The sequence below is a fragment of the Streptomyces tuirus genome (genome assembly GCF_014701095.1).
In the GTDB taxonomy this organism is placed as follows: Bacteria; Actinomycetota; Actinomycetes; order Streptomycetales; family Streptomycetaceae; genus Streptomyces; species Streptomyces tuirus.
This window is the reverse complement of record NZ_AP023439.1, coordinates 885,299-898,485: the sequence shown is the minus strand read 5'-3', so window position 1 is coordinate 898,485 and position 13,187 is coordinate 885,299. Positions and strand designations below refer to the sequence as shown.

General features: G+C 74.0%; 11 protein-coding genes. 6 read left to right on the top strand and 5 right to left on the bottom strand.

Going from position 1 to position 13,187, the window contains the following annotated elements; genetic code table 11:
- Positions 1-24: 24 nt before the first annotated feature.
- The 3 genes from IGS69_RS04240 (at position 25) to IGS69_RS04230 (ending at position 5,008) form a co-directional block, all read left to right on the top strand.
- A complete protein-coding gene (locus tag IGS69_RS04240) occupies positions 25-651 on the top strand; it encodes a YigZ family protein (protein ID WP_190897119.1) in 627 nt (208 codons plus the stop codon).
- 200 nt (positions 652-851) lie between these two features.
- A complete protein-coding gene (locus IGS69_RS04235) occupies positions 852-2,015 on the top strand; it encodes an exonuclease SbcCD subunit D (RefSeq protein ID WP_190897117.1) in 1,164 nt (387 codons plus the stop codon).
- Positions 2,012-5,008 (top strand): AAA family ATPase, encoded by a 2,997-nt coding sequence (locus tag IGS69_RS04230; protein ID WP_190897115.1) that lies wholly within the window; start codon positions 2,012-2,014, stop codon positions 5,006-5,008. Before IGS69_RS04235 ends, IGS69_RS04230 begins: the two co-directional genes overlap by 4 nt.
- Positions 5,009-5,010: 2 nt before the next feature.
- Here the strand turns inward: IGS69_RS04230 and IGS69_RS04225 are convergent, their stop codons facing one another.
- A complete protein-coding gene (locus IGS69_RS04225; RefSeq protein WP_190897113.1) occupies positions 5,011-5,457 on the bottom strand; it encodes an Lrp/AsnC family transcriptional regulator in 447 nt (148 codons plus the stop codon).
- Positions 5,458-5,550: 93 nt separating this feature from the next.
- Between IGS69_RS04225 and IGS69_RS04220 the strand changes: the two genes are divergently transcribed.
- On the top strand, positions 5,551-6,024 hold the full coding sequence (locus IGS69_RS04220) for a rhodanese-like domain-containing protein (RefSeq protein ID WP_190897111.1): 474 nt from the start codon (positions 5,551-5,553) through the stop codon (positions 6,022-6,024).
- Positions 6,025-6,069: 45 nt separating this feature from the next.
- Positions 6,070-6,588, top strand: a complete 519-nt coding sequence (locus IGS69_RS04215) for an immunity 21 family protein (RefSeq protein ID WP_190897109.1) — start codon at positions 6,070-6,072, stop codon at positions 6,586-6,588.
- Positions 6,589-6,691: 103 nt separating this feature from the next.
- On the opposite strand, the gene IGS69_RS04210 is transcribed toward IGS69_RS04215, so the two are convergent.
- Together IGS69_RS04210 and IGS69_RS04205 are read right to left on the bottom strand one after the other, a co-directional pair.
- On the bottom strand, positions 6,692-8,383 hold the full coding sequence (locus IGS69_RS04210) for a DUF885 domain-containing protein (protein ID WP_190897107.1): 1,692 nt from the start codon (positions 8,381-8,383) through the stop codon (positions 6,692-6,694).
- 31 nt (positions 8,384-8,414) lie between these two features.
- A complete protein-coding gene (locus IGS69_RS04205; RefSeq protein ID WP_030835643.1) occupies positions 8,415-8,906 on the bottom strand; it encodes an Lrp/AsnC family transcriptional regulator in 492 nt (163 codons plus the stop codon).
- Positions 8,907-8,973: 67 nt separating this feature from the next.
- Between IGS69_RS04205 and IGS69_RS04200 the strand changes: the two genes are divergently transcribed.
- Entirely contained in the window at positions 8,974-10,194 is a 1,221-nt protein-coding gene (locus tag IGS69_RS04200) for a trans-sulfuration enzyme family protein (protein ID WP_190904371.1), read from the top strand.
- 8 nt (positions 10,195-10,202) lie between these two features.
- Here the strand turns inward: IGS69_RS04200 and IGS69_RS04195 are convergent, their stop codons facing one another.
- Together IGS69_RS04195 and IGS69_RS04190 are read right to left on the bottom strand one after the other, a co-directional pair.
- Complete coding sequence (locus tag IGS69_RS04195; protein ID WP_190897105.1) at positions 10,203-11,462, bottom strand: GNAT family N-acetyltransferase; 1,260 nt, start codon at positions 11,460-11,462, stop codon at positions 10,203-10,205.
- Between the two features lie 109 nt (positions 11,463-11,571).
- Complete coding sequence (locus IGS69_RS04190; RefSeq protein ID WP_190897103.1) at positions 11,572-13,134, bottom strand: alkaline phosphatase D family protein; 1,563 nt, start codon at positions 13,132-13,134, stop codon at positions 11,572-11,574.
- Between the last annotated feature and the right edge of the window lie 53 nt (positions 13,135-13,187).

Here is a 13,187-nt window from a genome sequence, read left to right as displayed (position 1 = left end):
CGGACCCGCGCATAGGCTGGCCGTATGCCCGACGAATACCGCACGGTCGCCGGCGCCGGCGTGCACGAGACCGAGGTCAACCGCTCACGCTTCCTGTGCGCCCTCGCCCCGGCGGCCACCGAGCAGGAGGCTCAGGACTTCATCGCCGCGGTCCGCAAGGAGCACGCCGACGCCAACCACAACTGCTGGGCCTACGTCATCGGCGCCGACGCCTCCGTCCAGAAGGCGAGCGACGACGGCGAACCCGGCGGCACCGCCGGCGTCCCCATGCTCCAGATGCTGCTGCGCCGCGACATGCGGTACGTCGTCGCCGTCGTCACCCGCTACTTCGGCGGGGTCAAACTCGGCGCGGGCGGGCTCATCCGGGCGTACGGCGGGGCGGTCGGCGAGGCCCTGGACACCCTCGGCACCCGCACCCGCCGCAGGTACCGGCTGGCCACGGTCACCGTCGACCACCAGCGGGCCGGCAAGCTGGAGAACGATCTGCGCACCGGCGGGCGCGATGTCCGGGATGTGCGCTACGGAGAGGCCGTCACCCTCGAGATCGCCCTCCCGGACGCCGACGTGCCCGCCTTCCGGTCCTGGCTCGCCGACGCCACCGCCGGCACGGCCGCCTTCGAGGCGGGCGGGGAGGCGTACGGGGACGCGTGACGGCGGCTCCGCCTCGCGCCTTGGCGCGGTACACATACGGACATGTCCGTCGAATTGGCCCCGAGCGGGCGTGAAATGCCGGGGTTCGTGGGGGAGCGGGTGCCCGCACGCGTTAGCGTGGTGGGTGCTGACAGCGAGCCGTACCGGCTCGGGCGGGTTGTGCGGAAAGCAGGGGGAGACATGCAGGCCGGAGCGGCGTCTTGAGGCTGCTGCACACCTCCGACTGGCATCTCGGCCGGGCCTTCCACCGGGTGAACATGCTCGGCGCCCAGGCCGAGTTCATCGGCCACCTCGTCACCACCGTGCGGGAGCGCGCCGTGGACGCGGTGGTCGTGTCGGGAGACGTCTACGACCGGGCCGTGCCGCCGCTGGCCGCGGTCGAGCTGTTCGACGACGCCCTGCACCGCCTCGCCGCGCTCGGCGTGCCCACGGTGATGATCTCCGGGAACCACGACTCGGCCCGCCGGCTCGGCGTCGGAGCCGGGCTGATCGGGCGGGCCGGCATCCACCTGCGGACCGAGCCGTCGGCGGCGGGCACCCCGGTCGTGCTCGCCGACGGCGACGGCGACGTCGCCTTCTACGGGCTGCCCTATCTCGAACCGGCCCTGGTGAAGGACGAGTTCGGCGTGGAGAAGGCCGGGCACGAGGCCGTGCTCAGCGCCGCCATGGACCGGGTCCGCGCCGACCTCGCCGCCCGCGCGCCCGGCACCCGCTCCGTCGTCCTCGCGCACGCCTTCGTCACCGGCGGCGAACCCAGCGACAGCGAGCGGGACATCACCGTCGGCGGCGTCGCCGCGGTGCCGGCCGGGGTGTTCGACGGCGTCGACTACGTGGCGCTCGGGCACCTGCACGGCTGCCAGACCCTCACCGACCGCGTCCGCTACTCCGGCTCCCCGCTGCCCTACTCCTTCTCCGAGGCCGCCCACCGCAAGAGCATGTGGCTGGTCGACCTGGCCGCGGACGGCTCCCTCGACGCCGAGCGCGTCGACTGCCCGGTGCCCCGCGCCCTGGCCCGGATCCGGGGCACCCTGGAGGACCTGCTCGCCGACCCGGACCTGGCACGGCAGGAGGAGGCGTGGGTCGAGGCGACCCTGACCGACCCCGTCCGCCCGGCCGACCCGATGGCCCGGCTCACCGAGCGCTTCCCGCACACCCTCAGCCTCGTCTTCGACCCCGACCGCGACGACGCCGAGTCCGAGGTGTCGTACGCCCGGCGCCTCGCCGGCCGCAGCGACCAGCAGATCGCCGAGGACTTCGTCGCCCATGTGCGCGGCACCGGGCCCGACCCGCACGAACAGTGTGTGCTGCGAGACGCGTTCGACGCGGTGCGCGCCGACGAGACCGTACGGGAGGTGGCCCGGTGAGGCTCCACCGGCTCACCCTCACCGCCTTCGGACCCTTCGGCGGCACCCAGACCGTCGACTTCGACGACCTGTCGGCGGCCGGGCTGTTCCTGCTGCACGGCCCCACCGGCGCGGGCAAGACCTCCGTCCTCGACGCCGTCTGCTACGCGCTCTACGGCTCGGTGCCGGGCGCCCGGCAGGGCGGCGGTCAGGGCACGGCCCTGCGCAGCGACCACGCCGCACCCACCACCCGCACCGAGGTCACCCTCGACCTCACCGTCGCCGGACGCCGCCTCGAGGTCACCCGCCAGCCGCCCTGGGAACGCCCCAAGAAACGCGGCACCGGCACCACGCTGGACAAGGCCCAGACCTGGCTGCGCGAGTACGACGCGCCCGCCGGGGCCTGGAAGGACCTCAGCCGCTCCCACCAGGAGATCGGTGAGGAGATCACCCAGCTGCTCGGCATGAGCCGGGAGCAGTTCTGCCAGGTCGTGCTGCTGCCGCAGGGCGACTTCGCCCGGTTCCTGCGCGCCGACGCCGAGGCCCGCGGCAAACTGCTGGGCCGCCTGTTCGACACCCGCCGCTTCGCCGACGTCGAGAAGCGCCTCGCCGAGCGGCGCCGCACCACCGAGACCCAGGTGCGGGACGGGGACGCGGAACTGCTGGCCGACGCCCACCGCATGCAGCAGGCCGCAGGCGACGCCATGGACCTGCCGGACCTGGCCCCGGGCGAACCGGGGCTCGCCGAGGCCGTACTGAACGCCGCCGCCCTCGCCCGCAGCACCGCCCGCGAGCAGCTCACCGTCGCCGCCTGCACGCTCACCGCCGCCGAGTCCGCACAGGCCGCCGCCGGCCGCGCCCTGGACGCCGTACGCGAACTCGCCCGGCTCCAGAAGCGGTTCGCGCAGGCGCGGGAACGGGCGGCGCGCCTGGAGCAGGGAGCCGAGGCCTACCGGGAGGCCCAGGCGCTCATGGAGCGCGCCCGCAAGGCCGAAGCGGTCGCGCCCGCCCTGGACCTGCGGGACTCCGCCGAAGCCGAACACCGCCGTGCGGCCGCCGCCGAGGCACGCGCGCGTGCCCTGCTCCCGGACACCTTCGCCGACGCGGGCGCGGCCGGGCTGGCAGCCGCCGCCCGCCGCGCCGCCGAGGAACTGGGCGGGCTCGACGCGGCCCGCCGGGCCGAGCTGCGCCTGGCCGAACTCCTCGACGAGCGCGCCGGCCTGGACCGCCAGGAGCGCGCCGACGCCGATCTCCTGCACGAGGCGGAGGCCTGGCTCGACGGCTGGGAGGAGACGCGCACCACCCTCCAGACCGGGGTCGAGACCGCGCAGCGGGCCGCCGCTCTCGCCGAGCAGCTCGCCGAACGGCGCGAGCCCGCACAGCAGCGGCTGAGGGCGGCCCGCGTGCGCGACCAGCTCGCCCAGGACACGGACCGGGCGGTCGACCGGGTCCGCACCGCGCAGGACGACACGCTCCGGGCCCAGCAGCACTGGCTCGAGCTCAAGGAGCAGCGCCTGAACGGCATCGCCGCCGAACTGGCCGCACACCTCACCGACGGCGCACCCTGCGCAGTCTGCGGCGCCACCGAACATCCCGACCCCGCCCGCAAGGTGGCCGGGCACGTCGACCGCGAGGCGGAGGAGCACGCCCTCACCGCCTACCAGCGCGCCGACGAGCAGCGCGCCGAGGACGAACGGCGTCTCGCCGTCGTAAGGGAGGCCCTCGCCGCGGCGACGGCGGAGGCCGGTGACAGCCCCACCGAACAACTCGCGCAGGAATTGGCGGAGTTGGACGAGCAGTATGCGCAGGCCCGGAGCGCCGCGGCCGAACTGCACACCGCGCGGGAACGGCTGCGGCAGGCCGGACAGGAGCATGAACGGCGCCTCGCCGCCCGGCAGGAGGCCGCCGTCCGGACCGCCTCCCGGGTCGGTCACCGGGAGCGGCTGGACCGCGAGCGGGCCTTGCTGGAGGAGGAGCTGGACCGGGCGCGCGGCTCCCTGGACAGCGTCGCCGCGCGGGCCGCGCAGCTCGAGCGGCGCACCGCGCTGCTCACGGACGCCGCCGACACCGCCAGGGTGGCCGGGGACACCGCGCAGCGGCTCAAGGACGCCGACGCCCGGCTCGCCGACGCCGCCTTCCGCGCCGGTTTCGAGACCCCGCAGGCCGCGGCCGACGCCCTCCTGGACAGCGCCGCCCACCGCGAACTGCAACGCCGTCTCGACGCCTGGCAGCACGAGGACGCCGCCGTACGGGCCGTCCTCGCCGAGGCCGACACGGCCGCGGCGGCCCGCGAGCCGCAGGCCGACCCGGAAACGGCCCAGCAGGCCGCCGACGAGGCGGACCGGCGGCTGCGGGAGGCCGCCTCCGCCCACGACGCCGCCGGCCGGCGCTGCGCCGAACTCGACCGGCTCTCCGCCCGGGCGACCGCCTCCGTGCGCCGGCTGGCGCCGCTGCGCGAGGAGTACGACCGCGTCGCGCGCATGGCCGGCCTCGCCGCGGGCACCTCGGCGGACAACGAACGCCGGATGCGCCTGGAGTCGTACGTCCTGGCGGCCCGGCTGGAGCAGGTCGCCGCCGCCGCGACCGTCCGGCTGCGCCGCATGTCCTCCGGCCGCTACACCCTCGTCCACTCCGACGACCGCACCGGACGCGGCCGCAGCGGGCTCGGACTGCACGTCGTCGACGCCTGGACCGGCCGCGAACGCGACACCGCGACCCTGTCCGGCGGCGAGACGTTCTTCGCCTCGCTCGCCCTCGCCCTCGGCCTCGCGGACGTCGTCACGGACGAGGCGGGCGGGGTGCGGCTGGACACCCTCTTCATCGACGAGGGCTTCGGCAGCCTCGACGACCAGACCCTCGACGAGGTCCTGGATGTCCTCGACTCCCTGCGCGAACGCGACCGGAGCGTCGGCATCGTCAGCCACGTCGCCGACCTGCGGCGGCGGATCCACGCCCAGCTCGAGGTCGTCAAGGGCCGGTCCGGCTCGACGCTGCGCCAGCGCGGCAGCGGCTGACGTCAGCGCCCCAGGGGACGCCGGGAGAGGGGCGAGGAGTACACCACGCTCGTGGTCACCGAGCCCAGCGCCCCGATCTTCCCCGACACCTCCTCCAGGTGGCGCATCGAGCGGGCCGTGACCTTGATGACGAAACAGTCGTCGCCCGTGACGTGGTGCGCCTCCAGGATCTCGGGCGTGACGGCGACCAGGTCGTGGAACGGCTTGTAGTTGCCGTTCGGATACCTCAGGCGCACGAACGCCAGGATCGGCAGGCCCAGCCGCTCCGGGTCCACCACCGCCGCGTAGCCCCGGATGACCCCGGCCTCCTCCATGCGGCGCACCCGGTCGGTGACCGCGCTCGCGGACATGGAGACGGCCCGGGCCAGCTCGGCGAAACTGGCCCGGCCCTCCCGCTGGAGGACGTCCAGAATGCGCCAGTCGGTGGCGTCCGGGGAATACTCGGTCATGCCCGAGGGATAGCAGGGGAATCCCCGGCGGATCAAGCCGGGTACCGGGGATCGTCACTTCAGGGCCGGCACCGGCGGCCGTAGTTTTGCCGCATGACCACCACCGTGAACCCCGTCCTGCGCGTCGCCCCCGCCGCTCCGGCCGAGGCCGCCGTCCACTTCCGCGGCGGGCTCGCCTTCCACACCGACGTGTCCGACGTCGCCGCCGCACTCGACGCCGGCGGCGACCCCGGCTTCGTCCTCGTCGACTCCCGCTCCACCGAGGCGTGGGACCAGGGCCACATCCCCGGCGCGCTCCACCTGCCGACCGCGCTCGTCCCCGAGCAGGCCGGGCAGCTCCTCGACCGGTCGGTGCCGGTCGTCACGTACTGCTGGGGCCCCGGCTGCAACGGCGCGGCCCGCGCGGCCCTGGCCCTCGCCGAACTCGGCTACCGGGTCAAGGAGATGCTCGGAGGCTTCGAGTACTGGGTGCGCGAGGGCCTGGAGTTCGAGACCTGGCAGGGGCGCGGGCGCCGGGCCCCTGACCCCCTGACGGCGCCCGTGGACGCCGGCGCCTGCGGCTGCTGAACCCCCGCTCCTGGGACGCGAGTTGACCCTGTAGGTTCTTGCATCATGGTGCGATACGCGGAGCCGGGCGCAGTGGAATGGGTGGAGTCGGGCGGCGGACCGCTGATAGCGGTGCCGGAGACGGTCCTGCCGTTCTGGGCGGGTGCCGACGGCGAGGAGACGGCCTCGGACTACGACCGGGCCTGCGAGGTGGACGGCCAGGTCGGGCTCCTCCCGGTCGGCGACTGCACCGCCCTGGTCCTGGGCGACGAGCCCGCCTCGACCGCCTACCTGCCCGACCGGGGCATGCTCGTCCGGTGGTGCGCCGCCGGCTCCGAGCACGAACTCCTGGCGAGCGTCCCGCCGGCGACCGCCACGGCGGAGTGGGGACCGGAGACCACCTGGAAGGTGCCCGGGCCCGTCCGCCTCTTCGACGCGGCCTGGCCCGGCAGGGGCCTCGCGGACACCGACCAGGTCCGGGTGGCCCTGGAACCCGGCAGATACGCGGTCCGCGCGGCGAGAGTCCAGCCGGGCCCGGAGACCTGGCTGGACCTGATCGAGCTGCGCTTCCTGGCGCCGCGCTAGCGACACCCCCGGGCAGGCGCCGCCATCCAGGCTCCGCGCCGGCGGCGCCCCCGCGGAGGCGCCGCCATCCTGCCTCCGCGACGGTGGCGCCCCGCCGACGCGCCTACAGCTGCGACAGTTCGTCCACCAGGTCGTCCAGACCGAGCGACCCCTGGGACAGCGCCGCCATGTGCCAGGCCTTGAGGTCGAAGGCATCGCCGTGGCGGGCGCGGGCGTTCTCGCGGCCCAGCAGCCAGGCGCGCTCGCCGAGCTTGTAGCCGATGGCCTGGCCCGGCATGGACAGGTAGCGGGTCAGCTCGCTCTCCACGAAGTCGGCCGGGCGGCTGCTGTGCGAGCCGAAGAACTCCTGCGCCAGCTCGGGCGTCCAGCGCTCACCCGGGTGGAAGGGCGAGTCGTCCGGGATCGTCAGCTCCAGGTGCATGCCGATGTCGATGATGACGCGCACCGCCCGCATCATCTGGGCGTCCAGGTAGCCGAGCCGGCGCTCCGGGTCGGTCAGGAAGCCCAGTTCGTCCATCAGCCGTTCCGCGTACAGCGCCCAGCCCTCCGCGTTGGCACTGACCATGCCGACGCTCGCCTGGTAGCGGGAGAGGTTCTGCGCCACGTGCTTCCACTGGGCCAGCTGGAGGTGGTGGCCGGGCACGCCCTCGTGGTACCAGGTCGACACCAGGTCGTACACCGGGAAACGCGTCTCGCCCATGGTGGGCAGCCAGGTGCAGCCCGGGCGGGAGAAGTCGTCCGACGGCGGCGTGTAGTAGGGGGCCGCGGCGCTGCCCGGAGGGGCGATGCGCGACTCCACCCGGCGCACCCGCTCGGCCAGGTCGAAGTGGGTGCCGTCGAGCGCGTCCATCGCCTCGTCCATCAGGCTCTGCAGCCAGTCGCGGACCTCGTCGACACCCTCGATGTGCGTGCCCTGCGCGTCGAGGTGGGCCAGCGCCTCCCACGGCGTGCCGGCGCCCGGCAGGATCTTCTCGGCCTCGCTCTTCATCTCGCCGAGCAGCCGGTGGTACTCGGACCAGCCGTAGGCGTACGCCTCGTCCAGGTCGAGGTCCGTGCCGTTGAAGTAGCGCACCCAGCGCGCGTAGCGCTCCCGGCCCACCACGTCCGGCGCGCCCTCGATCGTCGGCGCGTACACGTCCCGCATCCAGTCGCGCAGCCGTGCCACCGCCTCGGTGGCCGAGCGGGCGGCCGCGTCCAGCTCGGAGCGCAGGGACTCGGGGCCGGCCGCCGCGTACTGCTCGAACCAGCCGTGCCCCTCGCCGTCCGCGTCGGCCCACTCACCGAGCTGCGTCACGAAGGTGGCCGTGGCGCGGGGCCCGGCGTACAGCTTCCGCTCCAGGCCGAGCGCCAGGGACTCCCGGTAGCCCTCCAGCGCGGCCGGGACGCCGCGCAGCCGCTCGGCGATCGCCGCCCAGTCCTCCTCCGTCTGCGCGGGCGTCACGGTGAAGACCTGCCGCACCGCGTGCGCGATCGAGCTCAGATTGCTGACCGAACGCAGGCTCTCGTCGGCCTCGTGCACCGCGAGTTCGGCGCCCAGCCGCTCGCGCAGCAGCCGCGCGCACCGGCGCTCGATGTCACTGTCCGCGCCGGGCAGCCGCTCGGCCTCGTCCAGCCGGGCCAGCGTCCGCCGCGCCAGCTCCGCGAGCGCCTCCTGCCCCGCGGGCGAGGTGTCGGGCAGCCTGCTCGAACTCTCCTTGTCGCCGAGGAACGTGCCGGTGATCGGGTCGAGGGCGACGAGCTCGTCGACGTACGCGTCGGCGACCTCTCGGGGCAGCGGGCTCTTGATCTCAGACATGCGGCCATCCTCGTACGGCGGACCGCACACGTCACGCGGATTGAGCCGAGGGCGAAGGCGGCAGCAGCGGCCCGCACTCCCACTGCTGGAAGATCAGCCGGGTCTCCACCCGCGCCACCTCCCGCTGCGAGGTGAACTCGTCCAGCACCAGCCGCTGAAGATCGGCCATGTCGGCGACCGCGACATGGACCAGATAGTCGTCGGGACCGGTCAGATGGAACACCGTCCGCGACTCCGGCAGCACCCGGATCCGCTCCACGAACGGTCCCACCAGCTCCCGGCGGTGCGGTCTGACCTGCACCGACAGCAGGGCTTCCAGTCCCCGCCCGAGCTTGGCCGGATCCAGTTCCAGCCGGTGCCCGAGGATCACGCCCGACCGGCGCAGCCGCGTCACCCGGTCCAGACACGTCGAGGGAGCCACCCCGACCTGTGCGGCGAGATCCCGGTAGGTCGCCCGGGCGTCGTTCTGCAACAGCCGCAACAGATGGAGATCCACCGGATCGAGTACGACAGATTCAGCCATCGGCCGAACGTAGCACGGGATCCGCACCCGGCGGCCCGGCCGATGTTCACCCTTGCCCACCATGGACATGGACACAACGAGCACGCGCGCCCACGACGCCGTACGCACCGCACCGCGAGCCCTCGCCACCGAGGCCGTGCACGCCGGGCGGGACGACCTCGCCCGGCAGGGGCTGCACGCCCCGCCGATCGACCTGTCCACCACCTACCCGTCGTACGACAGCCGCGGTGAGGCGGCCCGGATCGACGCGTTCGCCGCCACCGGCGCGGAGCCGGACGGCCCGCCCGTCTACGGACGGCTGGGCAACCCGACCGTCGCCCGCTTCGAGACCGCCCTGGCCCGGCTGGAGGGCACCGAGGCGGCGGTGGCCTTCGCCAGCGGCATGGCCGCACTCAGCGCCGTCCTGCTCGTCCGCGGCTCCATGGGACTGCGGCACGTCGTCGCCGTCCGCCCCCTCTACGGCTGCAGCGACCACCTGCTCACCGCCGGGCTGCTGGGCTCCGAGGTGACCTGGACCGACCCGGCCGGCGTCGCCGACGCCCTGCGCCCGGACACCGGACTGGTCCTGGTCGAGTCCCCGGCCAACCCCACGCTCGCCGAGGTCGACCTGCGGGCCGTCGCGCACGCCTGCGGCTCGGTGCCGCTGCTCGTCGACAACACCTTCGCCACCCCGGTCCTCCAGCGCCCCGCCGAGCAAGGGGCCCGGCTGATCCTGCACAGCGCCACCAAGTACCTCGGCGGGCACGGCGACGTCCTCGCGGGCGTGGTGGCCTGCGACGAGGAGTTCGCGGGCCGGCTGCGGCAGGTGCGCTTCGCCACGGGCGGTGTCCTGCACCCGCTGGCCGGCTACCTGCTGCTGCGCGGCCTGTCCACCCTTCCCGTCCGGGTCCGGGCGGCCTCCGCCACGGCGGCCGAAATCGTCCGCCGCCTCGCCGCCGACCCGCGGGTCGCCCGAGTCCACTACCCGCGCATCGGCGGCGCGATGGTCGCCTTCGAGGTGTACGGCGACCCGCACGAGGTGATCGGCGCGGTGCGCCTGATCACCCCGGCGGTCAGCCTCGGCAGCGTGGACACCCTCATCCAGCACCCGGCTTCCATCAGCCACCGGATCGTCGACCCGGACGACCGCAGGGAAGCCGGCGTGAGCGACCGGCTCCTGCGCATGTCGGTGGGCCTGGAGGACGTGGAGGACCTCTGGTCGGATCTCGACGCAGCCTTGGGACAACGCCCCCATAGGGGCGCGGGGAACTGCGCGACAAGCCACAACGAACCCGCACCCGCCCACTGACGGACGTCTCACGGCGCGGAGGTGCTCCCCAGCTCCTCCGCCGCCGCCGTCACGACCGCCTCACCCAGCCGCGCCGTGATCACCAGCGTCCCCTCCTCGACCTGGTAGTCGAGCGGCAGCCCCAGCCCGCGCATGGCCGCGACCATCCCCGTGTTGGACGCCTGCGTCACGGCATACACACTCGAGCACCCGGCATCGACTGCCATCCCCACCAGCCTGCGCAGCAACTCCGCCCCGACGCCCCGCCGCTGCCAGGTGTCCTCGACGAGCAGCGCGACCTCCGTCTCGTCACCGTCCCACAGGAGGTGACCGAGGCCCACGACCCGCCCGGAGGCCGTCTGCACGGCGAGGGTGCGGCCGTACCGCGGACTGAGCAGGTGGTTGAGGTACCGGTCGGCGTCACCGACGGGCCCGTGATAGCGCAGCCTCAGCGTGCCCGCCGAGCAGCGCTCGTGCATCGCCCTGGCCGCTTCGAGGTCACGGGTGTCGGCCCGCCGCACGGTGATGTCGCTGCCCTCGGCGAGCGTGAGCACGTCGCGGCCGTGCGGCAGGCGCGGCCCGAGCCGGGCGTCGAGTTCCACCAGGGCCCTGGCCCGGGCGAACTCGGTGGGGGTGAAGGGCAGATACGGCCGCTCGACGGTGATCACGCCGCCTTCCGGGCCGCGCAGCCGCATCACGGTGTCGTCGAGGGCGCCCTCCACGAGGCCGCCGCCCGTGGCCCGGCCGCCGCCGGCCGGAGCGGGCCGGGACCGGATCGTGCACCGGCCGAGCAACTGCCGCAGGGCCAGCGGAAGTTCCGCCGCGTCCAGGGCGGTGCGGGCGGCGAGTCCGAGGACCCGGGTCGGGGCGTCCACCAGGTCGTGGGCGTCGGCCCGCTCGATCCAGGTGTCGGTGCCGCCGGCCGACTCGACGGCCGCGGTGACCTCGGACGCCGGCAGACCGGCCGGACCCCGCAGCAGGAACTCGTCGACCGTGCCCGTGGCCAGCGGGTGCGTCTGCAGGCTCAGGATGTCGACGCGCTGCCCGGCCAGGGCAGCGCACAGCGCGGCCAGGGACCCCGGTTCGTCCTGAACCGTGGTCCGCATCCGCCACAGCGTGTTCGCCCCCGGCACCGGCTCCGGTGCCGGGGACCCGGTATCACTCGTCGGCGGTGCGTGTTCCTGGCGTCGTGTCCGCCAGGCGTGGAACGCGGATGCGGCCCGCCGCCACGAGGTGGCGGGGCGGCAGTTGTCGTCGGGGCGCGTCACTTGAGTCACTTCTCGCGTCATGCACCCACTGTGACGGAACGGTGTTGCGTGATCGCGAACGCATTGTGACCGGTGGGTAAAGGAGGCAGTCTGCCCCCTTTGTCAACGCTTCAAACGTCGCGCTCCGTACCTACTGGCCGACCAGGCCCGGCTGGAGCGTCTCTGTGAACAGCACGGCGCCGTCCTGCTCCCGCAGACGCACCGTCAGCTCCCCGGTGTGGCCGTCGATGTCGACCTCGCCGAAGAACTGGTAGCCGCCGGCGGGGGAGACGTTGGCGGTCGTCGGCGCCTTCACGAACACGCGGTCCGGGCCGAAGGTGCCGTCGAGCGCGCTCGCGGGGAAGGCACCGGCGTTGAGGGGGCCCGAGACGAACTCCCAGAACGGCTCGAAGTCGGTGAAGGCCGCCCTGGACGGCTGGTAGTGCTGCGCCGACGTGTGGTGCACATCGGCGGTCAGCCACACCGTGCCCGTGATCCGGCGGTGCTTGACGAACCGCAGCAGTTCGGCGATCTGCAGCTCGCGGCCCAGCGGCTTGCCCGGGTCGCCCTGGGCGACGGCCTCGATGTTCGGCGCGTCCGGGACGACGAGGCCGATCGGCATGTCGGAGGCGATCACCTTCCACACCGCCCGGGAGCGGGACAGCTCGCGCTTGAGCCACTCCAGCTGCTCGCGGCCGAGGATGCCCTGCGGGTCGGCCGGCTGGTCGCCCGGGGAGTTGGCGTTGCGGTAGGTGCGCATGTCCAGGACGAAGACGTCCAGCAGCGGTCCGTGGTGCTGCACCCGGTAGACGCGGCCGTCGGGGCGGCGCAGCGTGGAGATCGGGAAGTACTCGGAGAAGGCCTGGCGGGCGCGGGCGGCGAGCACGTCGACGCGCTTCTCGGTGTAGCGGGCGTCGGTGAGGATCTCGCCCGGGTACCAGTTGTTGACGACCTCGTGGTCGTCCCACTGGACGATGGACGGGACCCGGGCGTTGAAGGCCCGCAGGTTCTCGTCCAGCAGGTTGTAGCGGAAGTTGCCGCGGAACTCCGCGAGGGTCTCGGCGACCTTGGCCTTCTCCTCGGTCGTGACGTTCCGCCAGGTCCGGCCGTCGGGCAGGGTGACGGTGCCGGTGATCGGGCCGTCGGCGTAGATGTTGTCGCCGCTGCAGAGGAAGAAGTCCGGGTCGAGGGCGCCCATGGCGTCGTAGATGCGGTAGCCGCCGAATTCCGGATTGATGCCCCAGCCCTGCCCCGCCAGGTCGCCGGACCAGACGAACCGCACGCCGTCACGGCGCTTGGCGGACGCCGTGCGGAACGTGCCCGTGACCGGCTCGCCGGTGCGGCGCGGGTCGTCGGGGTCGGCGAGCAGCACGCGGTAGTGGATCTGCTCACCGGACGGCAGTCCGCGCAGCCGTGTCGTGCCGGTGAAGTCGGTGCCGGGGCCCAGCAGCGGGCCGTGCCAGCTGCGGGTGTTGCGGAACGACTCGGTCGCCGACGTCTCGACGATCATGCGGGCCGGCCGGTCGGAACGCACCCACAGCAGACCGGAGTCGCAGGTCACGTCTCCCGCCTGCACACCCCACCCCGCCGTCGGGCGCCCGGAGCGGGCGAAGGCGGGCGCCGCGCCGAGAGCGGTGGGCAGGGACAGGGCCGCCGACGCGGCGAGGGAGCCCCGCAGGACGCTACGGCGCCCGGGCAACGGACGGTGTGACATGGATGCGCCTCCAGGGACGGGATCCGGCCAAGTGTGCGGAGCCACACCTACTG

Excerpts from the sequence above, each read along its gene's own strand:
- IGS69_RS04190 (WP_190897103.1), bottom strand. The coding sequence starts at position 13,134 with ATGTCACACCGTCCGTTGCCCGGGCGCCGTAGCGTCCTGCGGGGCTCC.
- IGS69_RS04220 (WP_190897111.1), top strand. The coding sequence starts at position 5,551 with ATGACCACCACCGTGAACCCCGTCCTGCGCGTCGCCCCCGCCGCTCCG.
- IGS69_RS04200 (WP_190904371.1), top strand. The coding sequence starts at position 8,974 with ATGGACACAACGAGCACGCGCGCCCACGACGCCGTACGCACCGCACCG.
- IGS69_RS04225 (WP_190897113.1), bottom strand. The coding sequence starts at position 5,457 with ATGACCGAGTATTCCCCGGACGCCACCGACTGGCGCATTCTGGACGTC.
- IGS69_RS04195 (WP_190897105.1), bottom strand. The coding sequence starts at position 11,462 with ATGACGCGAGAAGTGACTCAAGTGACGCGCCCCGACGACAACTGCCGC.
- IGS69_RS04210 (WP_190897107.1), bottom strand. The coding sequence starts at position 8,383 with ATGTCTGAGATCAAGAGCCCGCTGCCCCGAGAGGTCGCCGACGCGTAC.
- IGS69_RS04240 (WP_190897119.1), top strand. The coding sequence starts at position 25 with ATGCCCGACGAATACCGCACGGTCGCCGGCGCCGGCGTGCACGAGACC.
- IGS69_RS04215 (WP_190897109.1), top strand. The coding sequence starts at position 6,070 with ATGGTGCGATACGCGGAGCCGGGCGCAGTGGAATGGGTGGAGTCGGGC.
- IGS69_RS04205 (WP_030835643.1), bottom strand. The coding sequence starts at position 8,906 with ATGGCTGAATCTGTCGTACTCGATCCGGTGGATCTCCATCTGTTGCGG.